Here is a 26,870-nt window from a genome sequence, read left to right as displayed (position 1 = left end):
TTTAACTAGGCTGTTTAAACTAAACAAGTAGAGATTGTATTCGGCAACAAGAACCTAGGGAAAAAAGTAGCTTTAAGTAAGCTGCAATCAGGCAAGTAGAGACGCGAGAAATTCTGATCAAAAGCACCTGGCTACCTGAAACTATCTGAGGCAGGTTGGGTAATGCTTGAAAATTATCAAGTGAATTAGCTTAATTGAATCGGCTTAGTTGAGTTAATGACCTGAACAGAGACGCAGTTGAAATAGAAGTTGGTAGCCTTCTCAGCCACCTAAGTCAATAGCTCCAGTCTACATCTGCATTAGTGTGGTTCATGTAATTCTTCTGGAGATATTCTTGATATCGCCAAATTTTGCCTCCCATTTTTTGGGTTGCTGACAGAAGATATCAAAAATAATTAGAATGTCAAATCAGGCAATACAGATTTGGAGCGTCACCAACTTTCTTAATACTTAATATTTGTTGATTTATTAGTCTCCAGCATCCGCTCTATTTCAAGCTTTGTTACTAATCTGAATTCTGGTTTCAAAATGTCGTTACTATATGACAGATTATTTACTCAAATAATCCCACTAAACCCATATGCTGCATATGTTGCAAGAGCCCAAACCAATCCCGGTGTTACAAAAATCTAATCCAACCCCAGGGTTGCAAGAATCTAATCCAATCCAGATGTTGCAAAAAATCAACCCAATCCAGCAATTAGCAGAGATATCTAGCTCCCATGCCAGTGGTCGTTTGGATGTTGCCAGTGGCTTGGTTTCTTGGCGTATTTATATCCAAGATGGCGATCTCAAATATGTAGAATGTTCCGTTCAATCACTGTCGCAGCTAAATTACCATCTTTGTCGCCAGGGTTGGAATGATGCACATAAAGCGCTTAAGCAAATGCCTAAAAGTGAGTTAGGCGCGGATGCGATCGCTACAGGGCTGTATTGGCTCTTGGAAAATCAGCATCTTGCCCTTGACCAGGCAGCAGAGATTCTCAAAAATACGACTCAAAATAGCCTGGAGTCATATTTGTGGCTCACCGAAGGTTCGACATCTTGGTCTGAGCAAATGGAGCTGCCGGAATGGGTTACCGCGATCATGGGCAATAGTATGACCATGGACCTGGGCGATCTGGTTAAAACTTTGCAAAAGAAAATTAGAACCTGGCAAAAGAGTGCACCAGCGATCGATTCACCCTATGTCCGCCCCTATATTCTTGATTATCGCAATATTAGTAAGGTTGTTCCCAACGGCACCCTCTCTGATGCAGCGCTCAAAAAGCTGTCGCAGGTGATGCGAGGATTTAGTATTCGCCAACTTTCACTCTTATTAAAACAAGATGAATTACATGTGGCGCAAATGTTGTCGCCCTATATTCAAAAAAGGGTGATCTATTTGCGCAATCCACAGCAACCTTTTGATCAACTGCCCAGAATTCCGAGACCAATGCGGAGCAATCCACCCAAGCCAGTTAAGGCCAAACATACTGAAGTCTATAAAATTGTTTGTATTGATGACAGTCCCACGATCTTGAGCGAGATCAAAAGATTTTTAACCGATCAGCGATTCCAGGTAACGGCAGTGAATGATCCGATCGAAGCCTCATCGATTATTTTCCGGATCAAACCAGATTTGATTTTACTGGATATTTCCATGCCCAAAATCAATGGATATCGGCTTTGCGGGTTGTTGCGCAGTAGCTCAATGTTTGATAATACCCCAATCATCATGGTAACTGGGAATACTGGCTTTTTGGATAAGGCCAGGGCAAAGCTGGCGGGGGCAACGGACTATTTAACTAAGCCGTTTACAAGTGAAGGGCTGAATGCCTTTGTCTATAAATATTTAAAAGTTACCTAATCGACTAATTGATTAATCTTGCTGAAGCGATCGCCAGCCACCTAGCATCACAGTGCATACTAAGTACACATTAAGGGAAGCATTAAGATACACATTAAGGTGATTTAAAAATGAGCAAAATTCTAGTAGTAGACGACATGAAGTCAGAATTAGATCTGCTTTGTGAATATTTGAAAAAAGCCGGTCATACGATTATTTCTGCTACAAACGGTGCTGAAGCGCTGGAAAAGGCCAAGCGTGATAAACCAGATGCGATCGTCACCGATTGGATGATGCCGAAGATGGGCGGGTTAGATCTTTGTCGCCATCTCAAAAAGAACCCAGAAACCGCAGATATTCCTTTGGTTGCTTGTACGGCCAAGAATCGGGATGTGGACAAAATGTGGGCAATGCGGCAAGGGGTCAAAGCCTATGTTACGAAGCCATGCTCTCAAGAAGAACTAATTAGTGCACTGAAGTTAGCAATGGAGTAGTTTGATGGAAACCTCTTCTTCTTTATCATCGTCTGCTTCTTCGCCTGCTTCTTCGCTTGGTAATAAGCTGCAAGAATTGCTACCCAGTTTATTTGAATCCACCCAAATGACTGGGGATGCTTATTTGCGCTTTGAGCTAACCCCAGGCAGGTCTAGTTTGTTCTCAATGGAAGATGTCCAAGAATCTTTGTTGGTGCCGGCGGAGAATATTACGCTGTTGCCGAATATGTCAGCAGCAGTAATTGGTTTAATGAGTTCGCGGGATCACGTCTTTTGTGTGGTTGATTTACTGCAGCTAGTGGGGCTATCGCCGCTGTCTAGCTATTCCCGTCAATATCATGTGATTGTGTTGCGCGTTTCGCCATCACGTTTAAATCCTGCGGACAAGGCCAAAGAATTGTTATTGGGGGTGGCGGTAACTAAAATTCAAGGGATTGCCCGTGCCGTATCAGATCAGGTGCGATCGCCGGAAGCTGATTTTGCGCCTAGCCTGACTCCTTTCCTACGCGGCTGCGTGGTGGCAAAAGACCAGGAATTATTGATTTTAGATACTGGGGCGATCGTCAAGCAAGCCCTGGTCACCCATAACTAGCATCAACAAAAATAAACATAAACCAAGCACAAAAGCCACAGAAAAAGGCAGATTAGCCACTGAGGGACTACCGAGATGCAATCAACAAAAGTTGGGGTTTTCAATCCAAGTCAATCCAATTTAATTTGATTTAATCCTTCCCTTTGTTCAGCCAACCTCTACCACCAAAATATCAAAGCCATGACTATTTCTGAGAACGCCTTCACCTCAAACCCAGAAACTTCTGCTCCAGCCAATGGGATTGCCGCTGAACCTGGATTTGAATTACCAAAGCCACAGTCAAAAACAGCCAAGCGCAAGAAAAAGCAAGAGAGTACGAAACAAAAACAACCCCGATCGCTGCGTAAAAGTGCAAACACGCTACAAAATCGATTGTTGTTAACCGTCTTGCCAACTGTGTTGATTCCGTTGGCGATCGCTAGTGGGGTGGCGATTCAATCCACTCAAAACCAAGCCAAAGAGACTTTTTTGAATAACCTGGAGAAAGGGGTCTTTCTTACCTCTGAGGCTACTGAAGAGTTTCTAGAAAATGCGTTTGAGTCCACTGATTTGCTAACTGCTAATCCTTTGGTGCTTAATTCCTTGACTGCTGGCACCCAGAAAGCGCAATCGCAAGGACTATTAAACAAGCCGATCGAACAAATTGAACGGCAATTTGCGCAAACCAAACTGCTCACGCCTAATGCCAGTTTAAATAGATATTTGCAAGCTGTGGCCGAGGATAAAGGGGTGGCAGAAATTATTCTGACCGAGCGGAATGGTTTTAATGTGGCCTACAACTCCCCCACTTCTGACTTTGTGCAAAGTGATGAAGAATGGTGGCAGATTGGCAGAGATCAAGGGCAAGCAATTCTGAAGCCAGAATTTGATGAATCGGCTAATTCCGCCGTACTAGAACTAGTTAATTCGATTAAAAATCCCAATTCAGGGGAGCTACTGGGCGTGACCAAGGTGGGGGTATCGATTGATTCGCTCAATGAAGTGCTCGAAGAAATTGTAGAAGCTGAGGTTTTCGGGTCAGAGCAAATCCAGATTATTGATGCAAACTCTGGCAAGACTCTAAATACAATTAGTCTTGAACAAATGCAATTGCTAGGTGAAGTGGTTGGTGGACAGCCAGTTTCTGCGACTGCAACTCTTTGGGCTAATACTTTACTTGCCTCACCGCAAGACCCTAGTTCAGTTCTCTCTGCTTTAGCAAACCAAGCTGGGATCTCAAATGTAGAAGTGAGAGAATCAGCGATCGAGAGTGATCATTTTGTGCTGTCCTTTGAAAGAGAAGGGCGGATTTTTCAGTTATTCACGGTGAGTGGCACTAACTTAGTTACGGTTGCTTCAGTGGAACAGCAAGAAGTAGCGGCAGCCGGGCGTAACCTGGCTGTGCGATTGGGCGTGACTGCGATCGCCCTAGGTCTGGTGGCAACTGGTGTGATTGTGTTGCTGGCACGACAATTATCTAATCCCCTCACCAACTTAGCTAATAAGGCCCAACAGGTGGCAGAAGGGGATTTAAGTACCCAGGCTAATTTAGAAGGAACGGTGGAAACAGTGGTGCTGGCTGATAACTTCAATAATTTGGTAACCCAGGTGGGTAAGTTGATTGGCGAGCAAGAAGAGATCGCCCAACAGCAAAAGCAAGAGAAAGAAGTATTGGAAAATGGCATTTATAAACTGCTCGACGAGGTTGGCAATGCGATCGATGGCGATCTGACCGTGCGTGCCAGCCTAGACTCAATGGAAATGAGTACGGTAGCTGATTTGTTCAATGCGATTATCGACAACCTGAACGATATTGCGATTCAGGTGAAGCATTCCAGTGTGCAGGTGGGATCTTCTTTAAGCAAAGATGAAGAATCAATTCAAGTCTTGGCTGAACAAGCAGTAGAAGAGGCTGCCGAAACCCGCGCAGCTCTGACTTCGGTGAAACAAATGTCAACCTCGATTCGGGCAGTATCCCAGAATGCCAACCAAGCTTCTAAGCTGGCTCAAGATGCCTACACCGTCACCCAACAAGGAACCAAGGCGATCGATGCAACCGTAAAAAGTATCCTCGGTTTGCGGGCAACAGTGGGGGAAACTGCCACCAAAATGAAGTATTTAGAAGAATCTTCTAGGAAGATTTCTCAGGTGGTGTCATTGATTGAAGAAATCGCCCTTAAAACCAATCTCTTGGCAATTAACGCGGGTCGAGCGGGCGAACATGGTCAAGGGTTCTCGATCTTTGGTAAACAGTTGGGGGCTCTGGCTGAACAGTCTGTTACGGCGACCCAGGAGATCGCCCAAATTGTGTCCGCAATTCAATTAGAAACCCAAGAAGTAGCCCAAGCAATGGAAGTAGGTAGCGCTCAGGCGATCGACAGTAGCCGTCTGGTTCAATCCACCAAACAGCGTCTTGGTAGAGTTTTGGAGCGATCGCAAAGTATTAACGAGTTGATGCAATCGATCTCCGAAGCGACTGCTTCTCAGTCTGATACATCTTTGGCGGTGACCCAACTGATGGAGCAAATTGCCCAACAATCAGAGCAACGATTGGCATCTTCGCAGCAAATTGCCCAATCGATTCAAGCCACCGGACAAGTTGCCAAAAGTCTAGAGTCGGCGGTGGAGCAATTTACAGTTACCGAGGAGGAATAGAGAGGGAATAGAGCAGAAGTGAACAAGCAGTAAATGATCAACATCAAACCGCTACTTTTGTGATTTCACCAATTAGTAATTCCATCTAGTAAGTTCACAACCAAAAATCATGACTACTCAGCAACCCAAATCGCCCAAATCGATCGCCACACCTAAAATAGTTGGTTCCATCATCCCTCAGCCGAAGCAGCGTCAATCATTCCTGATCGCGGCTTTGCTCCTGGTTGGTACTGCCGCCATGCCCTTAATCCCAGCAGCGCTTAATCCAATCAAAATGGCAACGGCACAAACCCAGCCAACCCAAACTCCAGCAACCACTCCACCCGCACCCACAAATCAAGCCTCTCCGCCAACTCCAGCACCTGCTCCACCTGCACCCACAGCCCCAGCCCAAAAAACCGCAGTTAAAATTGGGGTGCTGGCAAAACGTGGCGATGAAGCGGTGTTCAAGCAATGGCAAGCAACGGCTGACTACTTAACCAAAGAAATCTCTGGCTATACATTTGAGATTGTACCGCTCGATTTTGAGGAGACCTATCAAGCCGTAGAAGCAGGCACGATCGATTTTGTGATTGCCAACCCCGGTATGTATATTGATTTTGAAGGACTTTATGATGCAAATCGGATCGCCACCCTCAAAAACCTCAGACTCGGTAATCCATATACCGTGTTTGGTGGTGTAATCCTCCGCCGTGCCGATCGCAACGACCTGCAAGAGCTTAGGGATCTCAGGGGCAAAAAAATGATGGCGGTGAATGAGACTTCCCTGGGGGGGTGGCAAATGCAGTGGAAAGAATTAAAAGATGTTGGCATCGACCCATCCCGTGACTTAGAAGAGGTGACTTTTGGCGATACCCATGACACAGTAGTCTATGCGGTGCGCGATCGCCAGGTGGACTTTGGTGCTATCCGTACTGATACCCTAGAGCGGATGGAGAATGAAGGCAAAATCAACCTGAATGAGTTTGTGGTGATTAACCAACAAACTGACTTGCAAAAGGATTTCCCGTTCTTGCTCAGTACCGATTTGTATCCAGAGTGGCCCTTTGTCGCCACCAAGAATACCCCCAATGAACTGTCAGAACAGGTAGCGGCGGCTTTGATCGCCATGCCCAACAATAGTGAAGCAGCCAAGGCAGCCAAAGCAGAAGGTTGGACTGTGCCGCTTAACTATCGATCGGTCGATGATTTGTTCCTTGACCTCAAAATTGGCCCCTACGCAGATTTAGGCGAGCTCAGCTTTGCCCAGTTTGTGCAGAAATATTGGTATTGGTTCACCCTTGGCATAGTTTCCTTCCTGGTGCTGGTGGCGATCGTGATTATTTATCAACAAAAACGCACCGAGATCGCACTCAAGGCCAGTGCCGAAGAACAGCAAAAGGTGATTCAGCAGCAGCAAGAAGCCGAAGCCGCCCTCAAAAAGCTGGCCGCCGAGCAACAAAAACAAAAAGAAACCCTAGAGCAGGAAATCTATCAGCTCCTGGATGACGTTGGTAATGCCGTTGATGGCGATCTGACCGTACGTGCTAATTTGCAATCGATGGAAATGAGTACCGTGGCCGATTTGTTTAATGCCATGATCGACAACCTCAAAGACATTGCGGTACGGGTGAAACAGTCCAGTGGTCAGGTTAGTTCCGCCTTCGTAGAAAACACCGAATCAATTCAACTGCTAGCCACCCAAGCCGTAGCCGAAGCCGAGGAAACCCGTAAAACCCTGGACTCGGTCGCAGAAATGTCACGATCGATTCAGGAGGTGTCTAAAAATGCTAACCAGGCTTCTAATTTGGCGAATGATGCCTATACGGTGACCCAAAGAGGCGCAAAAGTGATTGATAAAACCGTAACTAGTATTAGTGGTTTGCGCACCACAATGGGGGAAACTGCCAAGAAAATGAAGCGATTGGGTGAGTCTTCGCAAAAGATTTCTCAGGTAGTTTCGTTGATTGAAGAAATCGCCCTCAAAACCAACCTCTTAGCAATTAATGCTAGTGTGGAAGCAAGCCGAGCCGGGGAGCAGGGTGAAGGTTTTTCGATTGTGGCCGAACAAGTCGCCACCTTGGCCGAACAATCATCGATCGCCACCAAAGAAATTGCCCAAATTGTGACAGCGATTCAGTTAGAAACCAAGGAAGTAGCGGCGGCGATGGAAGTAGGTACTTCGCAAGTGGTTGATAGCAGTCGCCTAGTCGAAGCCACTAAACTACGGCTAGAAAAGGTACTGGGTCGATCGAAAAGTATTAACAAGCTGATGCAATCAATCTCCCAAAAAACCATCTCTCAAACTGATACATCCCTGGCAGTCACTAAACTGATGGAGCAAATTGCCCAACAATCAGAGCAGCGCGTTTTGTCTTCGCAAAAAGTAGCCGGATCGATGCAAACCACTGCCCAAGTTTCGAGGGAACTAGAGTCCGCCGTGGAGCAATTTAAGGTTGACGCGGGTTAAAAAATAGAGTGGGGCATGGTCTTCCAGCACTAACTCATCGTCGAATTTATAGCCGATCGATTCTGCCCCCATTTTCAAACCTTAGCTTATCTAAATCTTGGCTTTCCAAATATTGGCTCGTATCTCTTAAAACCTTGAAGGACAATGGATAAAGAACAGCAAATCCGGATTAATTTCCTAGACGAAACAGAAGAGTATTTTGAGCAGGTCGAGTCAGTTATTTTGGGGCTTGCCTCCAGTATTGCCGACCCCCAGGATCTCGATCGCGCAATGCGAGCAGCGCACTCGGTTAAAGGTGGATCAGCAATGATGGGGTTTATTCCCCTCAGCCAGGTGGCACACCGTCTAGAGGATTTCTTGAAAATTTTACGATTGCGCCATCAGTCCACAACCATTAGTAGCGAAATTGAGACCCTACTATTGCAAGGGGTTGACTGCTTGCGTAATGTTAGTGCTCTCCACCGCCAGGGCAATGAGATCGATCAGTCCTGGTTGGACAATGCTTTTGCACAAACTTTTGAACCACTCCAAGACTTGCTCGGCGATCTGCATGAAGACGACGAAAATGCGCTCTTGCAACAAGAAGAAGATGTTGATCCGGCATTAATAATTTTTGAGGAAGGGGTTGAAAAGATTCTCGATCGCTTTGAACAACAGCTTCAGACTGCTGATCTTGAACAATTACGCCAAGAACTATTATTAACTGCCGATGAATTGGTGGCGTTTGGCTTTATGGCTAATCTCCAACCGTTCATCCAGCTCTGTCAATCGGTGCAAGCCCAAACTAAGGCGGCAGCAGTAGACCAGAGCCCATCCCTAGCTAAGCGATCGCTCGTTTTGTGGCGGCGCTCCCACGCTTTGGTATTGCGGGGTAGTTTGGCAAAATTGCCCACCGAGTTAGATGGATTCGCCAGTGTTAGTACAATTGCTAATGCTAATGCGACTGATCAGCCCAGAGCGATCGTCAATTCAGTCAACGATCTAGCTCCTGATTCAGTTGATGATTTTAGCGATGATTCATTGAATAATGCAATTGCTACTCCGGATCAGAGCAATCCAATCGATCTAAAGTCACCCCTAGATTTTGAGCAGGCGTTGGAACTAGAGCAAATTTTGGCACAACCTGCTCAACCAGCCTTTGAGCCAACTATCCAGCCTGAGCCAACCACCAGCGATCGCAAACTAGCTGTTACTGATGCCGATTTAGATGCTGATTCTAGTAATTCAGGGAAATCAGAATCAGAACTAGAAGAAGTACAATCACCGCCATTCTCTGAACTAGAACCAGAGCTAGAATTGAATGATTTCTTGGACTTTAGTTTAGAAGAAGATCCAGATTTAACCGATCTGCAAGCTGCTTTTTCTACATCCCAAGCTGATTTGGATCTACCAGAACTCGAGCACTTAGCGGCTAATGAGCTAGAAGCATTACAATCAGCTTTTGCTCTTTCTCCTGGTCTACCGAAGGATCTGCCTGCCGATCTGTTTGTGGACCCCTTTGCAGATCAGGCGATCGATGACCTAGACACCCCACCAACGCTTGAGTTAGAGCTTGAAGATCAATTTCAATCTCAACTTGAACCCAAACTTGAATCTAAACTTGAACCAGCATCCGATCAACCTGACTCACAACCACCTACGATTTCCCCCTCTGTTTCTAGCTCAGCCCTTACTCCAGCAAGTCCAGCGAGTCCAGGGCATAAACTCGAAGCCCAAACCGTAAGGGTGCCAGTCGAGCAGCTTAAACAATTCAATAATCTGTTTGGCAAACTGGTGCTAGAGCGAAATACAGTCAATTTGCGTCTGGAGCAGCTCAAAGGATTTGTAGCCTTAATGCGGCAACGGATCTATCAACTCGATCAATCTAATACGCAACTACGCAAATGGTACGATCGCGCCTCCTTAGAAGGGATTGTGCCAGGGGCAGAACAATCGGCCACCCAAAATATTCAAAAATCAAACCAACCTGAAGCAAATCCAGCAAATCCAGCAAATCAAACCGATGCACTGCAAGATCAATTTGATGCCCTAGAACTGGATCGATACAGCGATTTGCACCTGATCTCGCAAGAACAGATCGAAACGATCGTACAGATCAAAGAGGTTTCCACTGACATTGACCTAGAGTTACAGGAAATGACTCTAGCTGTGCAGAACCTGAATCAAACCACCCAATCGCTGCAAGGTAATGTCAGCCGTACTCAAATGCTGAGCTTTGCCGAGGCGATCAAACGCTATCCTCGGGCTGTCCGCGATCTGAGCAATCAATTTAAAAAACCAGTTAATTTGGTGATTGAGGGCGAAACTACCCTAATGGATCGCGCTGTACTAGAAGCGTTGGCCAATCCACTGATGCATCTGCTGCGCAATGCCTTTGATCACGGCATTGAAGATCGCCAAACCCGGAGCGCTGCGGGCAAACCAGCAGAAGGAACAATTAAACTCAGTGCCGTCAATCGCGGTCTACAAACCGTAATTACCCTCCAAGATGATGGTGGTGGCATTCGCCTAGATAAGATCCGCGATCGCGTTCTTGCTATGGGACTAAGCGATCGAGAAGTGCAAAGCATGTCCGACGCAGATATCCTCAATTGCATCTTTGAGCCTGGCTTTAGTACCGCCGAGCAGGTTACCGAGCTATCTGGACGGGGTATGGGCATGGACATTGTGCAGACAGCGCTCAAAGATATTCGCGGTGATATTCAAGTCCAGAGTAAACCAGGGCTCGGTACTACTTTTATCCTGCGTGTGCCCTTTACGCTCTCGATTCTGCGCGTGATGCTATTGGAGCAAGCTGGGATTGTGTTTGCAGTGCCAGCAGATACGGTGCAAGAAGTACATCGGTTGGAATCCGATTGGGTTAAGACAGAGCAAGGTTCAGCCTATTTGAATCGTGATGACCAAAAAATTGATATCGTCTTTTTAGAGCAGCATTTGGCATTTCGCCGCGCTGGCAAACCTTTTGTGATGCCAGGTACACCAGTGGTGAATCAACCTATGGCGATCATTGTTGGTGAACATAACGAAGGCACGAGTAGTTTGTATGTCAGTCGTCACTGGGGCGAACAAGAAGTTACGCTGCGACCGATTATTAGTCCCTTGCCGTTGCCACCTGGATTTATTAGCTCGATCGTGTTGGGGGATGGTCGGGTTGTGCCCCTAGTCGATCCGCTGGAGCTGGTGGAATGGTGCATGATGAATCATGGTTTAGAAACTGATGCCGCACCACGATCGCCCCAACCGGAGGCGATTGACCTCGCGCAAACTCCCACGGTTCTAATTGTGGATGATTCGGTTAATGTACGTCGCTATTTGGCGTTGACTTTAGAGAAAGCGGGTTATCAAGTTGAGCAAGCCAAGGATGGTCAAGAGGCAGTAGATAAGTTAAATAGTGGCCTTGCTGTCCACGCGGTTGTTTGCGATATCGAGATGCCGCGCCTGGATGGTTATGGCGTGTTAGAAGCGATCAAGAGTAAGACAGAGTTTGAGCAATTACCGATCGTCATGCTCACCTCGCGTAGTAATGAGAAACACCGCAAACTAGCTCTGAATCTTGGTGCATCGGCTTACTTCTCCAAACCCTATGAGGAAGAACAATTGCTAGAAACGATCGCCGATTTTATTAGCAAGTCTGCCCTACCAATGGCTACGGCAGTGGGCTGAGATGGGTTGAGATGGGGTGGTGGTTGTTTGATCAAACGGAACGGTTTTAGCTGTTATTCCTGATTCTGAATCTCTACTTCCCCGCTGATATCATGGCCAGCGACGATCGAATTGGTGGCATTAGTGTTCTGGTCGCGGCCAATATTGGTGTTTGTATTGTTGAAAACAGGCTGTGATTCGGCTAGCTTAAATACGATCTGTTTCAAGTCGGTGCTTTTCTCTCGATATAGCTGGATTATTTCTTCTTTGTTAGATATTTCCTTATCCTTGTCTGCAAGCATAGCCTTATATTTTTCGGTCTGCTCCTTTAATGCTGCCTTGTATTTGCTGTAAATAAATTTCTCAATCTCTGCTTTTTGTGCATCTACTGGCGCATTGATCCGAATTACGAAGCTGCCATCATCTCTGGTTTCGATCGCCGCGATCGCTAGTTCTTCGCCTGTTTCCGATTGAAGCTTTATGAATGATTCGCTAAATGCTTTCCAATCGATCCCATGTTGAAAAATCAAATCGACGGTGTTGATCGCTTTTTGAAATAGTTTTTGGAAATCACCAGGTGCAAATTCACCTGTGGCGGGTACGCGATCTAGATATTCAGCTTCTTGATCATCAACAGGTATTTCTACATCCCTAAATATATACTTGCACCTCAAATTATTGAAATTAGTGTATTTATCTATATTCCACCCATGAATACACGCACCAGTAAGTTCGGCATTACTGAAATTAGTTTCAATAGCTTCAGTTCTTACTAAAAAAGCACCATTCAAATTTGAACTTTTAAAATTTGTTCTTTCTATCCTGGCCATATAAAAAGAAGCATTTTTAAGATTTGCTTCATCGAAGTCAGCTTCCAATAATTTAGCTTCTAAAAAATTTGCCTGTGTAAGATTCGTTCTGCAAAAAATGGCTCCGATAAGATTTGCCTTGGGTAGTTTGGCTTGAGTAAGGTTAGCTCCAGTAAAATCGGTCATGCTTAATAATGCCTTACTAAAGCGAGAATATGAAAAATCAGCATCTGTGCAATCAGTTTGAGATAAGTCCGCATTAGTGAAATTAGCTCTAATAACACAGGCTGAGCTAAGATTCGCCAGTATTAGATCAGTACCACTCAAATCAGTAATGCTAAGATTTGCTTTACTTAAATTGGCTCCAAATAAGTCACTACCTTGCAAATTTGCCCCACTCAGATCAGCGCCCTGCAAATTAGCACCCCGTAACTCTTCCCCACTCAGGTCAGCGCCGCTGAGGTTTGCACCATGCAGATCGATCCCCGTCAGGTCGATCCCAAACAAATCGATCGCCACCTTGGGATGCTGTTCTCGCCACTTATTCCAGGCTTCCACCCCCCGCTTCAGGATCGCCACCTGCTGATCATTTGCCACTTCGATCGCCCCAATAACTTGCCATTTAGATTTTATCTCCAAATCGATCGCTAATAAAACAACAAAAAAGCCGTTACTAAAATTGCAACTGCGATCGCAACCCCTGAAAATAATGGCATGGTTAGAGTAACAAAAAATAATTCCATCTAATTAATCACAACCAGAGAAAGACCATGAGACTAGCGATCGCCATTCCCACCACCGTATTGATCGGCGGCACCTGCACCTACCTTGCCCTTGCCCAAGCCGGCATGATTCCCAGTAGGCTCAGGCTTGACCCGGCGATCGCCACCGAAATCACGATCGAACCAGGCGTTGAAATTAATCCAGGGGCAACCTTGACCACCACAACTGAGCCCGAATCACCTAACGGCCTATTCGTTCAAGATCCGCAAAATCCTGATGGCCAGCAACTAGCCTTCCCTCTCAAGCACACCGATGTCGATGCCCAGGTAGACGGTAACATCGCCAGGGTGGCCGTAACCCAAACCTTCGAGAATCCCTTCGATATGCCTCTCGAAGCCGTTTATGTATTCCCGCTGCCCGATGAAGCCGCCGTAGACGATATGGAAATTAAGATCGGCGATCGGATTATTAAGGGCGAAATTAAGCGCCGCGAAGAAGCCCAGGAAATCTACGAACAGGCCAGAAATGAAGGGCGCACCGCTGGGTTACTAGAGCAAGAACGCGCTAATATTTTTACCCAATCGCTGGCGAATATCCGCCCCGGCGAACAGATCGACGTGACGATCTATTACACCAACAGTCTGGAATTTGAAAAAGGGAACTATGAATTTGTATTCCCGATGGTGGTGGGGCCGCGCTACATTCCCGGCGATCCGATCGGCAAGTCTCCCGCTGCTGTAACCGATGGTGTGACTCAATCCCTGCCTGATACCACCCAGGTGCCCGATGCTTCGCGGATTACGCCGCCCGTGCTCAAACCAGGAATGCGATCGGGGCATGATATTAACGTTAAGCTGTCGATCGATGCCGGGGTAGCGATCCAGAAGGTGGGCTCTACTTCCCATCAGATCAAAATGAGCCAGAATGGCAGGGTAGTGAACCTTTCGCTTTCTCCAGAAGATACGATCCCAAATAAGGACTTAATCATTCGCTATCAGGTTGCCAATGAACAACCCCAGACTACAGTTCTGACGACTAAGACCGAGCAGGGCGGCCACTTCGCTACTTATTTAATCCCCGCGATCGACTACAAAAGCGAAGAGATCGTGCCAAAGGATGTGGTGTTCTTAATGGATACCTCTGGTTCCCAATCCGGTGAGCCCTTAATTAAATCAAAGGAACTAATGCGCCGCTTTGTGAGTGGCCTCAATCCCGATGACACCTTCACAATTATCGACTTTGCGAATACTACTCGCCAGCTTTCTAGTATTCCTTTAGCGAACACCAACAGCAATCGCCAGAAAGCCCTTAATTATATTAATAAACTGGATGCCAATGGCGGCACAGAACTATTAAATGGCATTAATGCGGTGCTCAGCTTCCCTAGTCCCGAAGATGGTAGGGTGCGCAGTGTTGTCCTGATTACCGATGGTTATATTGGCAATGACACTGAGATTCTGGCGGCGGTGCAGGAAAAACTGAAACCAGGCAATCGCCTCTATAGCTTTGGTGTTGGTAGCTCAGTGAATCGCTACTTGCTCGATCGCCTTGCTGAAGTCGGTCGCGGTACGACTCAGGTAGTGCGCCAGGATGAGAATACGGATTTGGCGGTAGAGAAGTTCTTCCAGCAGATTAATAATCCGGTTTTAACTAATATCAAAGTGGAATGGCAAGGTATAGGAACTGCGCCAGAAATCTATCCCCAGGCAGCACCGGATCTATTTGCCAATCAACCGTTAGTGCTATATGGCCGCAAGAAAGATCGCATCAGCGGCAATCTCAAAATCACTGGCATGATGGCGGGAAATAAGCGTTATGAAAAAGTGATTCCGGTTGGGTTTAATAACCAAGAGAAAGGAGCGATCGCCCAGCTTTGGGGTCGGGCTCGGATTAAAGATTTAATGAATCAGATGTTTAGTGGTGAAACTACCACCCTGGTGGAATCAGCGACAAATACGGCGCTTAGCTATAACCTACTATCAAAATATACTGCCTTTGTGGCGGTGTCTGAAGAGGTGCGGGTTAACCCGGATGGCACGACCCAGCGGGTACAGGTTCCGGTGGAATTGCCAGAGGGTGTCAGCTTTGAAGGTGTATTCGGGACTGATGCAGAAGAAGATGTTGCCGCCCAGACCAGTAACTTTGCGGTTGCAGCCCAACCAGCGCCTACCCCCCGTCGCCGCACGATCGGTAGAACTGATCAATCCCGCAAGAATGTACGCCAGGAAGCCGTTGCCCCAGTTCCTACTACCCCACCACCAGCGGTTAACATGCCCAGCCTGCCCGCTGAGTCTGGCGATCTGGCCAGAGCATCCAAAGATCAGCTTAATGAATCCTTGGGTGATTTTAATGATGGCGATCTCTCTCCCCAAACGGAAGCTATTCCTGAATCCAGTGAATCGAAGATCGCAGTTGCTTCTCCAGTGCGTGTGGTCAAGCTGGAAGGAGTGAAGGTGGTTGCTAATACTGGCATTACTGGCAATATGACCGAGGCAGAGCAGCTTCGCATTTATGTTAGCGATCCGCTCCAACAACATCTCCAAGCGCTGAGTTTGCCAAATGCTGCATCGGGTAAGGTAGTGCTAGAGTTTAGTTTGAAAGATGGCCGGATCGATCGCATTATTCTAGACGATCGCAGTTCGACAATCACCGATAAGGCAGTGATTAATGCAATTAAGCAAGCCCTCTTGCGCTGGAATGTACCTAACACAGCTAGTGGTAAGGCAAGGCTGACTTTAAGCGTGAATAATGGCTAGTTAGAAGCCAGCTAGAAATTAGTATGGGGCGATTCGTAATAATTGGCGATCGCCTCAATCAAGCCATCTAGGGTATATTCCATTGCTTCAATTTCTACCCGTCCCAGAAATTCATAACAGGTGGCCGAAGTTTGGGGTCCGATCGAAGCGATCGTGACTCCTGCTAACCATTTTTGCCATTCGTTACTTTCCTGAGCCAGGATCTCACAAAAGTTTCGCACTGTTTTAGAACTGGCAAAGGTAATCACATCTATATTACCGTTCTTAATTGCAGCCAATGCTTGAGGATCGCGCTCAGGCGGTAAACCCGATTCATAGGCCGCGATCGCATCCACCTTTGCCCCTTTGGCAGTTAATTCTTCAATTAAGACTTCGCGCCCGCCACTTTGCACCCTGGGGAACAAGATATTTAAATTTTTGACCGAAGGGAAATTTGCGGCCAGGTCATCTGCCACATAGTTAGGCGGGATAAAATCTGGCATGATGCCATTCTGGGTGAGTGCTACCGCTGTTTTTTTGCCAACCACGGCAACTTTGACATTGGTCAACGCCCGACTATCTTTTTGGGCATGGTGCAATCGCTCAAAGAAACTATACACGCCATTGGCAGAGGTAAGAATCAACCAATCGTAACGATCTAGGTTTGCGATCGCCCGATCCAAATCTGCCCAACTATCCGGCGGCAGGATCGCCAGGGTTGGCATTTCCACCACCCGTGCACCAGTATCTATCAGCATTTGACTAAACTGGCTCGATTGCCCTGTAGCTCTGGTCACCATCACAGTTATGCCAGTAAGCGCTTTATTATGCCTCTCCATTTGCCCTGGCCTAAACCAACTCAATCGATCGTGATACCTGACCACTTCCCCCACCAGGATCACCGCAGGCGAAAGGGCGTAATCGGGTAACTTCGATTGTATGTCGGTGAGGGTACCTAACCAAATTTTTTGTTGTTGCTCTGGGGCATGGCTACCGCACCATTGCACCACCGCGATCGGTGTATCGGCTGATTTGCCCTGCCTTAGCTTGGCTAAAAGTGGGGGATTTTCACCCTGTAAGCCCCTGGTCCCCATCAGGATCGCCAGGGTTGGGATTTCGGCTAGTGCTGGCCACGGTAGATTTTCGAGATCATGGGCAGTCAGAACAGCAAAACAAGGGCTGAGTTTGGCATCGGTGAGGGGAATACCGGAAAAGAGTGAGGCCGCGATCGCACTGGAAATTCCTGGTACGATCTCATATTCACAATTATTTGCCCTTAAGGCTTCAAGCTCCGGCACCGCCCGCCCAAAAATGAAGGGATCGCCGCTTTTGAGCCGAACTACTTGCTTTCCTTGCTGACAAAGTTTTACTAGTAAATTATTGATTTCTGGTTGCTTGATACTGAGTTGACCGCCGCGCTTGCCGACATAGTGCCGATCGCAACTGACGGGCGTTAGTGCTAGCAATGACTCGTCGATCAGAGCATCATAGACGATCGCTTCCGCTTGACTGATCAGTCGCTGCGCTTTGACGGTGAGGTAGTCGATCCCGCCTACGCCTGCACCAACTATGTAGACTTTGCCGCTAGTCATCGTCACTATTAATGATCTCGACTACATAGTCTTTATCTATTTCTATACTTTTTAAAGTGCCTCGCTTAGAAGGTGTCTGAGCATATTCATGAATGTCAATTGTAATGACAAAAATAGTTTTATTGTTATGTTCAAGAAATGGAATAGCTGAGCGGGTTTTACCTGATAAGTTAAAACTTAAATCTTTTTCACAAACCTTGTAAATAACCAAGTACCCAAATTGCTGGCTGTATTGACTGGCGTAGTCATAGACTTGCCTAATACCTTTGGCAATATATTTCTTATCGCAATTAAAAATTTTAGTGTCAGCAATTAATCTTTGTCCCTCTGACTGGGCTGAGACAAGATCCGGTCGCCCAGATGCCGACCGAGGTTCTATCTTGAAATCTAAACCTTGGTCATAAAGAAATTCGTAGAGGTGATAGGCAAGATTCTTTTCTCCCCGCTTAGTATCTGATGTGTAAATACCGTGAAGCTTTTTCCTTTGGACTGGGAACCACTCACATTTATGCTTATATCTTTCAATTAAACCTAAGGCAAAATCAACATCGCCTATCTTTTCAGCCACGAAAATGTAGAGGTCAAAAACACATCTTTTTACGTGAAAACGATTAGAAGGGGAAAAGAGACCTTTATTAATCCTTTCAACAGCCTGCTTGATCTGTAAATAAGCATTAATTGCATTTTTAAATTCCGTCTCTGGGAACAGAATCTTTTCTTGCATCTCTATTTGTATGTCTTCTTTCTCTGGGCTATGTTCAAGCTCATTAAGAATACTTCTAAATATTTGGTCGCTATTAAGCAGTTCCCACAGATGATTTATTGCAGCATTAAAGTATTCATCTTTTGTGTTTTGCACTTTTTGCTGTCTGTTTAAAAGTTTTGCTAACCTTTGATTAAATAACATTTAGCTCACCATGCTTTATGTGCGCAAATCAGAATAACATAACCAATTAAAAAGCGATCGCCCTACATAGCAAGCAAGCGATCGCCCAACAGATATCTCATTTGTTTCTTCTAAGCTAAGAACGCCGAGAAGCTACAGCACTTTACCCCTTACTGGCGTAAGCCGCAAGTTTTGCTTCCACATCCGCATCACCAGCCGTCTGAATATCCGCCACCGGCAGATCCTTCGGCTTGAATTTCTTATCCATCAGCTCATGCTCATGACCAGTAATAATGAAATTACCTTCCATGATCTTGCGCAGAATATTAGTGCGGCGTTGTCTACCCAGCAGCATCGCCCCCACCAAGCGGCCTTCCGAAACCGTCAGCTTAAAGTGGGCAAACGGATCGCCAGCGGTGTCATAGGTATGCACCTGACAGGACTCATCATTGGGATCGGGGTTAAAATTGCCCAGCATCGTGTAGGGCAAATCATAGAGCACGCCTGCATTGTAGAATAGCCCTTCATCATAGGGATGCTGCATTCCCTGCAAATTCATCGCCGCGATCGTGCCCTGATTAGTGGCCACCTGCCAGGTGCGATTAGGTCGATAGCCCACCATATTGCCAGAACTGACCCAGGTGCAATCGCCCGCCGCAAAGATGTTATCAAAATTGGTTTTTAGATAACCATCCACACCAATGCAACCATTGACCAGCTCAATGCCAGAATCCTGCAAGAAAGCCACATTAGGACGAATCCCAATACAGATGCCGACTGCTTTGGCGGGGATTTCTTCGCCAGCACTGGTTACCACGGCACGGACATTACCATTTTCATCACCGAGGATTTCTTTGGCCATCACGCCGATCCGGCATTCTGCACCGCTTTCCTTGACCCGATTGAGCAGGATTTCACCGGATACTTCATCGGTCAAAGGCTCACCCAGGGTAGCGCCAAGCTGCACGATCGTCACCTTCAAACCAGCTTGATTGAAGCAATCGGCTAGCTCTAGACCCAGCACCCCGCCACCGATCACCACCGCATCATTACCATTATTTGCTTTGGCTATTTCTTCATACCAGAGTGTATCTTTCATATCCCAGTAGCCGAGACGCACGCCATTGAGATCGATGCCTGGGATCGGCGGCTTGATCGCACTACCACCAGTAGCAATGATCAACCCATCATAGTTGTGGGTCTCACCACTGGCCATTACTAAGGTATTTTCATTGGGCTTAATCTGAGCAACGCGATCTTGCAACACCGTCACATTCAAGGCTTCATAATCTTCTGGCTGTTTAACAGTTAAGGCCTCAAGGGTGGTTTGTCCTTGTAGATAGGTGGACAAAGAAAGGCGACGATAGAAAGGATAATCTTCGCCATTAATCACCGTAATGCTTGCTTCGGCATCACCCCGACGCAGTTGCTCGGCGGCAGTGATCCCAGCGACACCTGCCCCGATAATAAAATAATGCTTTTGCATAGACACCTAAAAAAGCTAATTTACTTACTCGATCAGATTATTGGGATGCTGCCGATCGCTACGATTTTCTTGCTATTTCTTTAGGATTTGTTGTCGATGCTATAGATTTCTTAATAAACTTTTCTTAAACAATCGAGCTAGCACAGCTTAAAGATCCTCAACTTCCAAAAGTGCCACCGTGATCGCCCCAAACGCAAATGCAAAAATCAACGGCATTGGTGAATTAAACGAAAAAGTCAGCCCCACCGCACCGATCGCAATAATGATCGCCGCGATCGCCAGGGACTTTTCCTGATTGCACATGCCATGTTGCGCCTTAATACACCGCAGCGCCTTACTAGGGATCGGCATCGGCATGAATGCACCCGGCGGAAAAGCCCAATAATGATTACGCTCTATGTATAAATCAGTCCAGCCATTTTCCTGGCACCAATCATTAACCCATTCGTCACGAAGATGTTTCATAACTTCGGTAATTTTGAATTGCATGTTAACTAAAGTTATTAAATATGAATTTATATGATGTGGTTTCTATGTTTTCAATAATCAAAAAGGAGCGAATAAATTTCGCATTAACCTGTATTTTTACGCCTAAATCATTGCTAACTAGAAAAGCTTAGGATCTTCAAAGATATGGTTGCGCAAATCCCTGCCAAGGCATTTAACATCAGGGCTAAGCAACTATTTGAAATTCAAATTTGCATATTTTGACAATATTTTGACAACATAAAAAACACTAACAGTTCAGCCTTTGCAATCACTGAATGAGTCTAGATACTGGTAAAGCTGTTATATCTTTGAAACCTCACAACCAACCTTGGCCATTGTTAAAGAGCCTAATCCAAAAACCTATTTAATATAGGCTCAGGAGCAAAATCAAATTAGCCATGTGCGATCGCTAAAATCACTAATTATTGAAGCAATGGAAAATATTTTCTTAAAAGGTTTTCGAATAATAATTCAAATAAGAATAAATTATATATTTATGTTTAAGGTTTGAATTTAAAAAGGGTAGTATAAAGTTAGCTTTGTTATTTGTCCTAATAATTGATTCTAATATATGCAAGTAGGTAGATTGTGTTACGCTTTGCAAACTTAATTTGCTGCACAATCCACCGCAGCACAATTTATATTTAAGACTTGGCAATAGCTTCTGGTAAAGTGCTTTCAGTTCTAGTTATCTTTACCATCAGAAAATCGGTTAACTTCATTTGACCCTATTTGATTAGTGGGCGGGACAAATAACTGATGTTGCATGAACATGTAGCAGATATTGTCTTACGTATGTAATACATCGCTTAGTTAAGAAAAGTGCCTGTATAGTCCTGGAGTAGTAGATCTCAAGCAATGGCGATCGCGGTGTATATGTCTAGAGGTAGATTTGCCTACATTTTGTATACTGCGATGCACTAAACAGGTAAATAGTTGTCTATTATGAATGTTAATTAAGAACAAAATTGAGTTTAAACGTAATACTTGACAAGGTCATGAAAACTAAAACACAATCCGCTAAGAAATCATTTAAGTCGATTTCCAATGGTGGTCAGGCAGTGGTCATTCGTTTAAGTGACAGCAGCTTTGATAATCAAAGCGCAACAGAATTGTTCAGCCAGATTGAATCCTATACCGCCGCAAATTCGTTAGCTGGTGATGACGTATCTCCCAACCTGTTATTAGATTTCCAAGATGTTGAGTCTCTTGATAGCGCTGGCCTGAGTGTTTTGATAACAGCACTTCACAACGCCAATAAAGCAGGTAGTAGTCTATCTCTATGTTGTGTAAACAATTCCGTGCGATTGGTGCTTGAGCTAACCAAAATAGATCAAAGGTTTGCAGTCTTTGGTAGCCAAGATGAGTTCATTGCATATGTTAACTCCACGCGCCAAGGCCGATCGGTGGTAGCGGTTGCCTAAATCGTTATTTTGTTGAGTTGTCTTGTTGAATGTATTGAAATCAAGTTAAAACCAAACAGCTCTGCCAAAACAAATATTACATATCCGTTCCCCTAAAAATTAGATAGTGAATTACTAGTCTGATGCTCTTTAAGTAAGCTGTCAGGCTAGTTTGCCGTTTGTATCCATATGATCTAGATTTAATTAGATTGGCTAAAACCAGATCAGCTATCTGCAAAGATCCGTAGATTTTAATAACTCAATTCCTGGCATCCCAGAACCTAGTAATACCATCAAAAATTAGCCCTGAGTCATATTTACCCAGGTTTAAATACTGTTGCAATTTTTTGCCATCGCCGCCAGTAAACACAATGCCACTACCAGGATAGCGATCGCACCAATCCTGGATAAATGAATATATCCCCGCCGCGATCGTATGCCATACCCCGCTTTTGATCGCGCCGACCGTATCGGTTGCCCATCTTTCTGGCGTATCGGGTTTGATTTCTTGCTGCTGCCCTGGGGATTTCGCCTGTCCTGGTTCAGTAGAGTGGATCGGTATCTCGATCGGAACTTCTGGTAAAGCTGCTGTGGCTTGATGCAAACTCTGAAATTGTGCATATATACCTGGCAAAATTGCACCACCGACTAAGGCTGGATGCTCGTCAATGCCTGTGATTGTAATCGCCGTGCCAGCATCAATTACTAGAACTGGATAGCCATACTTTGCGCCTGCCCCCAGAGCAACTAGGGCACGATCGACCCCGATGGTTTCATAGAGATTGGCGATCGGGATTTGGGTTGAAGTAATAACTTGGGTCTGGACCAGCCCATGCCAGGGTGTACTTAAGTGAGGTACTACGGAGGCGATCGCAATTTTCTCAAAATTTTTGAACTTCAGCGCTGGATCGAGTTCCCTGGCAAATCCTTCGATTTCGTCATGCCTGACTGTATATGTAGTGATTTTTTGATAGCGACTAGTCGCCTGATCCAAATCAGGATCAAATATATTGCCGATCGCAGCCTTGAGGTGAGTATTGCCGATTGCGATCGCTAAAGCTTGCTTACTAGACATAATTGGGCATAATCTAAATTACGTTAAAATCAGTCCAAATTATTAATTCTACTTTAGCAACTAAGCTGGATTAGTCATCTTAAAATGTTTAGCAGCAATTTAAAGTTTGACTAAATTATGGCGATCGATTTGATTTAGATATTGATATTTGCGGTAATTGAGCCTAAATTAGCTGCAAACATAACCTAACTTAGCTAACCGAGTAGCAATAGCCAATATGCCAAGAGAACCCAGAAAGCCCAATGAGTATCTAGTCCACCTGATGGTTGAAGGTAACCATGTGGTGGATATTCGCTTCAATACGATCGAAGAGGTGAAAAGCTGGTACGCCAGCAAGATTAAGCCCAAGTCCGATGATGATGATTTGGTATCGATGCCAATGAAGCAGGAGCATGAAATTTTGTTTGTGCGCCCTAAGCGGGTCTCGGCGATCCACGTGGAACCGGTCTTCTCTTCTAGTGTGGAGATGTTCTAGCTAATTTCTCTCTGCCCTGTTGATGATGTTTAATTTGAGCGATCGTTATTTTGCTCCTAATGCGATCGCCTTAGCTTTGCTATTCACTAGTTACTATTGATGAGTGCAGGGCGATCGGAAAGCTAATCTATAACTGTGGATAGATATAGAATTTTTTTGGCGAATTTGTTTGTGATTAGCCCGTAGATGCGGTACTATTAAAAACGCTGAAATGATCCTCAGTAGCTCAGCGGTAGAGCGGTCGACTGTTAATCGATTGGTCGCTGGTTCGAATCCAGCCTGGGGAGTTGATGTTAAATCTAATATTTTTATTCGATCGATTGCCCTAATCTGTGAAGGCTATACTCTAGCTATATCTCCACACAGGTTAGCAATCACTTTTTTTGATTGTTAATAATTAGCAACAAAGTTTCCCAAAAATTAACCCCTGCCTGCATTTTTCCGCAATTTGATGTGCTAGATTAGTCGCATTAGATTTTCTGGTGTGGTGCGTGAGGAAAAGTTATGGGCAGGTTTAGATCTGGCGATCGCTTCATTTGGCGATCGGTGGCGGTGGCGATCGTTTTATTTGTTGGCAATGCGTCGGGAGTAGTTGCGGAGTCGATCGAGGTTAGAGATGCTGATGTCTTTACATCTTCAGACGCAGAAATTGCCCAAAACACCTCGCCAGAGAGTATTTATATACAACCCAATGGCTGGGAATTTTCGGCTTTGTTTGCCTTGGCCGATCGCCACGATTGCATTCCTGGGCATGATGATACGTCTAGGTTTGGGCGGATCAAGATTAACCGCTACGACTTTGCCGCTGTGCTGGATCAATGTATCGATCGGGTGAATTTAATTCTCAATTCTAGACCGAATCAGGTTTCTGAGCAGGACTTGGAAAATATACGGCGGCTGGAGGAGGAGTTTGCCTCTGAGTTGGAGGATATTCGTGGCCGACAGGCTAAGACAAAAAACGCCCAACTTGAATTACAACAATTTTCTGTCGCAGAGTCGATCGAGGTTGCGAATAGCCCTGAGTTTGAGTTGCCAGAGCCACCAGAAGCAATTAGCCCCGAAAGTGATTTCTTTCAAAAAACTCTTCAACCTGATGATTGGGAGATGACTACTTTAGCATCGCTGGAAAAACGATATCGATGCGTTACCAAAGGTCATAGCCCTAACTTCCCAATCGGGAAAATGACCCTCTATGAATTTACACGTAAGCTGTATATCTGTGTCAATAATATTGAAGAAATCCTGATCGATGATATTACGCAGCAGCAAACGGAAAAAGTTTCAGCCAATGATTTATCTGCCTTACGCAAGCTTCAGGTACAATTTGCCTCTGAATTAGCGGTGATGCAAAAACGGATCGATTATTCGGCAGCGCGTCATTCTGCTCTACGTAGAAGACCACGGACACGGAGGAGATCGCCAATTGACTCTCTCAATCACAGAAGTAGTAATACTAATCCTACTGCTCAGGATATCCACGACCTGATTGCACTGGGAGAGATACGCAATTGCATTGGGCAATACCTGCTTCAAAAGCAAGGAATAACCAGAAATGAGTTTGCCCAGAGCCTAAGCAACTGTTTGGATGTGGTGAATGAAATCATTAGTGCTAATGGGGCAGATGAGATATCGAGAGGGGAACTGGTGGTTTTGCAGCGATTGCAGGAAGAATATGCTGCTGAATTGGCTACTTTGCGTGGTCGAGTTGATTCCTTAGAAGCTGCAACTGCTCGACTAGAAGCACTACAGTTTGCCCCAACTACCAAATTTGCTGATAGAGCTATTCTTGCTTTGTCAGGCGCACCGGATTATGACTCCCGATCTTCTACTAGAGACAGCATTGCATCAGACCCCACAGACATCAACGATTGGCCTGCTAAGGCAGAAGACTTTATGGCGATCGAGCAAGTCATCAAAAAACACGGATGCATCGCTAATTATCCATTTGATCTGGATCGATCTACTATAAATCGCTTGGATTTTTCTTGGGTTTTGGAAGTCTGTCTAGACTATCTTAGTGAAGTTATTTCGTCTGGCCTTGCTGAAAGATTCTCCAAGCAAGATTTGTCTTCCATGCAAAGATTACAAGAGAGATTCGCTGCTGAGCTTGCCTCTAGAAGAGCTGTTCTCTATCCAATTGGCGCAGATCCTTATAGCCATTATTCGCCTATTGTTCTGAGTTTACGATCGCCTAAGCTAGCAATTAGCAATAGCGATCAAGAGCATCAACCTTTAGCACAAATTGAAGAAGGAAATGGCGATGCAGATGGGGAGGTTGTTAACCCAACGTATTGGGCTCGTGTGGATTTAGAAAGACTAGCCCACAAATATGGTTGTGTTCCACTTGACCCTAAATACAGCTCTTTGCCCATACCGCGTGATGAGTTTATCGCAAAGTTAAGCCCTTGTTTAAAGAGGATTAGCCGTTTACCGATCGCCCGAAGCCTCTCAACGGTAAGCTCATCCGATGATTCATCTATAGTTACTACACTGCGAATTCATGATGATGGGCGAATCCAAGTTTCTAAGGAAGATTCTGATTTAGGCTGGAAGCTTTACAATCGTTTTGGTTCTGAATTTTTTGTATTTAGATCTATAAAAACAAGCGATTGGGAATATAAAGCACTAGTCAAGCTTATTGAGAAGTACGAATGTATTCAAGAGTATAAAGGTGAACCTGAGAAAGATGTAGTTATTTCTCGACGTGAATTTGCCGCTGGACTTAATGCTTGTTTGGATAAGATCAACGAAATAATTTCATCTGGTCTCGTGGACACAATCGCCAAAGAAGACTTGGCAGCGCTGGCACGATTACAGGAAGAATTTGCCGCAGATATAGCTGGTCTTTCTGGTCTAGAAGCCTTACCTTCACCTTTAAGAGCGAACTTTTACTCTGACGATGATAACCTGGCAGATGGGGAGATTATCAAACCTTCAGGCTACATTGATGGCTATAGCGTTGCCCCTAATGATGCAATTTACAAGTCTCTTCTTGATCTCGGCAAACGATATGGGTGCGAGGAATTGAAACGAACTGATAGCGATCGACATAAGTTACAGGCACTGAGTCGCTATGAGTTTTCCCTTGGGGTAAGAGATTGTCTGAAAGAGATATATGAAAGGATCGATTTAGGCAAAGACGAACTACCCAGAGAAGATATCTTAGCTTTATGGAAATTGGAGGGTTGGGGTAATCTTCACTATAACGATGTTGAACTAGCTAAAAGTACTATTGAACAAAGCACTAGATTACCTACGCCTGCATGGGTTTATCCCATCATGACAAGATTATCAAAGCGCATCGGCTGTATATCTTTTGCTGAACGTGAAAACCAAGATATAACTCGTGCGCAATTTGCAATGACCTTGGATCGATGCCTGGACAAACTGAACGAAATAATCTCAGCAGGCTTATTAGATAAGGTTACAACGGAAGAGACGAGTGCTTTCTTACAGCTAAGAAGAGAATTCAAAACTGAACTAGCAGCAATTAAAAAAGCTAGTTCTAGGAATGATTTTCAATGGCCTGAAATATGGTAGTAATCGTGATGATCTAGG

16 protein-coding genes and 1 tRNA gene are annotated in these 26,870 nt (G+C 45.2%); 11 read left to right on the top strand and 6 right to left on the bottom strand.

Features of this window, described 5'->3' with window-relative positions; all coding sequences use genetic code 11:
* The first annotated feature begins 589 nt into the window (after positions 1–589).
* The 6 genes from PSE7367_RS02935 (at position 590) to PSE7367_RS02910 (ending at position 11,660) form a co-directional block, all read left to right on the top strand.
* Positions 590–1,849, top strand: a complete 1,260-nt coding sequence (locus PSE7367_RS02935) for a response regulator (protein ID WP_225882681.1) — start codon at positions 590–592, stop codon at positions 1,847–1,849.
* Between the two features lie 110 nt (positions 1,850–1,959).
* On the top strand, positions 1,960–2,322 hold the full coding sequence (locus PSE7367_RS02930) for a response regulator (protein WP_015163869.1): 363 nt from the start codon (positions 1,960–1,962) through the stop codon (positions 2,320–2,322).
* Positions 2,323–2,326: 4 nt separating this feature from the next.
* Positions 2,327–2,914 carry a chemotaxis protein CheW gene (locus PSE7367_RS02925; RefSeq protein WP_015163868.1) on the top strand — a complete coding sequence of 196 codons (588 nt, stop codon included), beginning with the start codon at positions 2,327–2,329 and terminating at the stop codon, positions 2,912–2,914.
* Between the two features lie 180 nt (positions 2,915–3,094).
* On the top strand, positions 3,095–5,548 hold the full coding sequence (locus PSE7367_RS22635; protein ID WP_015163867.1) for a methyl-accepting chemotaxis protein: 2,454 nt from the start codon (positions 3,095–3,097) through the stop codon (positions 5,546–5,548).
* 109 nt (positions 5,549–5,657) lie between these two features.
* Complete coding sequence (locus PSE7367_RS22630; RefSeq protein WP_015163866.1) at positions 5,658–7,997, top strand: PhnD/SsuA/transferrin family substrate-binding protein; 2,340 nt, start codon at positions 5,658–5,660, stop codon at positions 7,995–7,997.
* Positions 7,998–8,141: 144 nt separating this feature from the next.
* Positions 8,142–11,660 (top strand): hybrid sensor histidine kinase/response regulator, encoded by a 3,519-nt coding sequence (locus tag PSE7367_RS02910; protein ID WP_015163864.1) that lies wholly within the window; start codon positions 8,142–8,144, stop codon positions 11,658–11,660.
* Positions 11,661–11,713: 53 nt separating this feature from the next.
* Here PSE7367_RS02910 and PSE7367_RS02905 read toward each other — a convergent pair whose 3' ends face one another.
* Complete coding sequence (locus tag PSE7367_RS02905) at positions 11,714–13,087, bottom strand: pentapeptide repeat-containing protein (protein WP_015163863.1); 1,374 nt, start codon at positions 13,085–13,087, stop codon at positions 11,714–11,716.
* A 131-nt stretch (positions 13,088–13,218) separates the two neighbouring features.
* Here PSE7367_RS02905 and PSE7367_RS02900 point away from each other — a divergent pair, with 131 nt between their 5' ends.
* The gene (locus PSE7367_RS02900) at positions 13,219–15,927 is read left to right on the top strand and encodes a VIT domain-containing protein (protein WP_015163862.1); all 2,709 of its coding nucleotides are present in this window, start codon (positions 13,219–13,221) and stop codon (positions 15,925–15,927) included.
* Between the two features lie 11 nt (positions 15,928–15,938).
* Here the strand turns inward: PSE7367_RS02900 and cobA are convergent, their stop codons facing one another.
* From cobA to PSE7367_RS02880, 4 genes are all read right to left on the bottom strand, one after another.
* A complete protein-coding gene (gene cobA / locus PSE7367_RS02895) occupies positions 15,939–17,498 on the bottom strand; it encodes a uroporphyrinogen-III C-methyltransferase (RefSeq protein ID WP_015163861.1) in 1,560 nt (519 codons plus the stop codon).
* A complete protein-coding gene (locus tag PSE7367_RS02890) occupies positions 17,491–18,405 on the bottom strand; it encodes a hypothetical protein (RefSeq protein WP_015163860.1) in 915 nt (304 codons plus the stop codon). The genes cobA and PSE7367_RS02890 overlap by 8 nt, the downstream gene beginning before the upstream one ends.
* Before the next feature lie 142 nt (positions 18,406–18,547).
* Positions 18,548–19,870: an NAD(P)/FAD-dependent oxidoreductase gene (locus PSE7367_RS02885; RefSeq protein WP_015163859.1), complete on the bottom strand. Its 1,323-nt coding sequence runs from the start codon at positions 19,868–19,870 to the stop codon at positions 18,548–18,550.
* Between the two features lie 147 nt (positions 19,871–20,017).
* Positions 20,018–20,335, bottom strand: coding sequence for a slr1957 family protein (locus tag PSE7367_RS02880; RefSeq protein WP_041698858.1), 318 nt, complete (start codon positions 20,333–20,335; stop codon positions 20,018–20,020).
* 1,022 nt (positions 20,336–21,357) lie between these two features.
* Here PSE7367_RS02880 and PSE7367_RS20030 point away from each other — a divergent pair.
* The gene (locus PSE7367_RS20030; protein WP_015163857.1) at positions 21,358–21,783 is read left to right on the top strand and encodes an STAS domain-containing protein; all 426 of its coding nucleotides are present in this window, start codon (positions 21,358–21,360) and stop codon (positions 21,781–21,783) included.
* Between the two features lie 238 nt (positions 21,784–22,021).
* On the opposite strand, the gene PSE7367_RS02870 is transcribed toward PSE7367_RS20030, so the two are convergent.
* On the bottom strand, positions 22,022–22,837 hold the full coding sequence (locus tag PSE7367_RS02870) for a type III pantothenate kinase (RefSeq protein WP_015163856.1): 816 nt from the start codon (positions 22,835–22,837) through the stop codon (positions 22,022–22,024).
* 217 nt (positions 22,838–23,054) lie between these two features.
* On the opposite strand from PSE7367_RS02870, the gene PSE7367_RS02865 reads away from it, so the two are divergent.
* The 3 genes from PSE7367_RS02865 (at position 23,055) to PSE7367_RS23055 (ending at position 26,852) form a co-directional block, all read left to right on the top strand.
* Positions 23,055–23,312, top strand: coding sequence for a hypothetical protein (locus tag PSE7367_RS02865; protein ID WP_015163855.1), 258 nt, complete (start codon positions 23,055–23,057; stop codon positions 23,310–23,312).
* A gap of 215 nt (positions 23,313–23,527) precedes the next feature.
* Positions 23,528–23,599, top strand: a tRNA-Asn gene (locus tag PSE7367_RS02860).
* Positions 23,600–23,864: 265 nt separating this feature from the next.
* Complete coding sequence (locus PSE7367_RS23055) at positions 23,865–26,852, top strand: carbohydrate porin (protein WP_320056809.1); 2,988 nt, start codon at positions 23,865–23,867, stop codon at positions 26,850–26,852.
* Positions 26,853–26,870 lie beyond the last annotated feature (18 nt).

Source organism: Pseudanabaena sp. PCC 7367, assembly GCF_000317065.1.
Lineage (GTDB): Bacteria > Cyanobacteriota > Cyanobacteriia > Pseudanabaenales > Pseudanabaenaceae > Thalassoporum > Thalassoporum mexicanum.
Note: the sequence above shows the minus strand (reverse complement) of the source record. Positions and strands in the feature narration are given on the sequence as shown.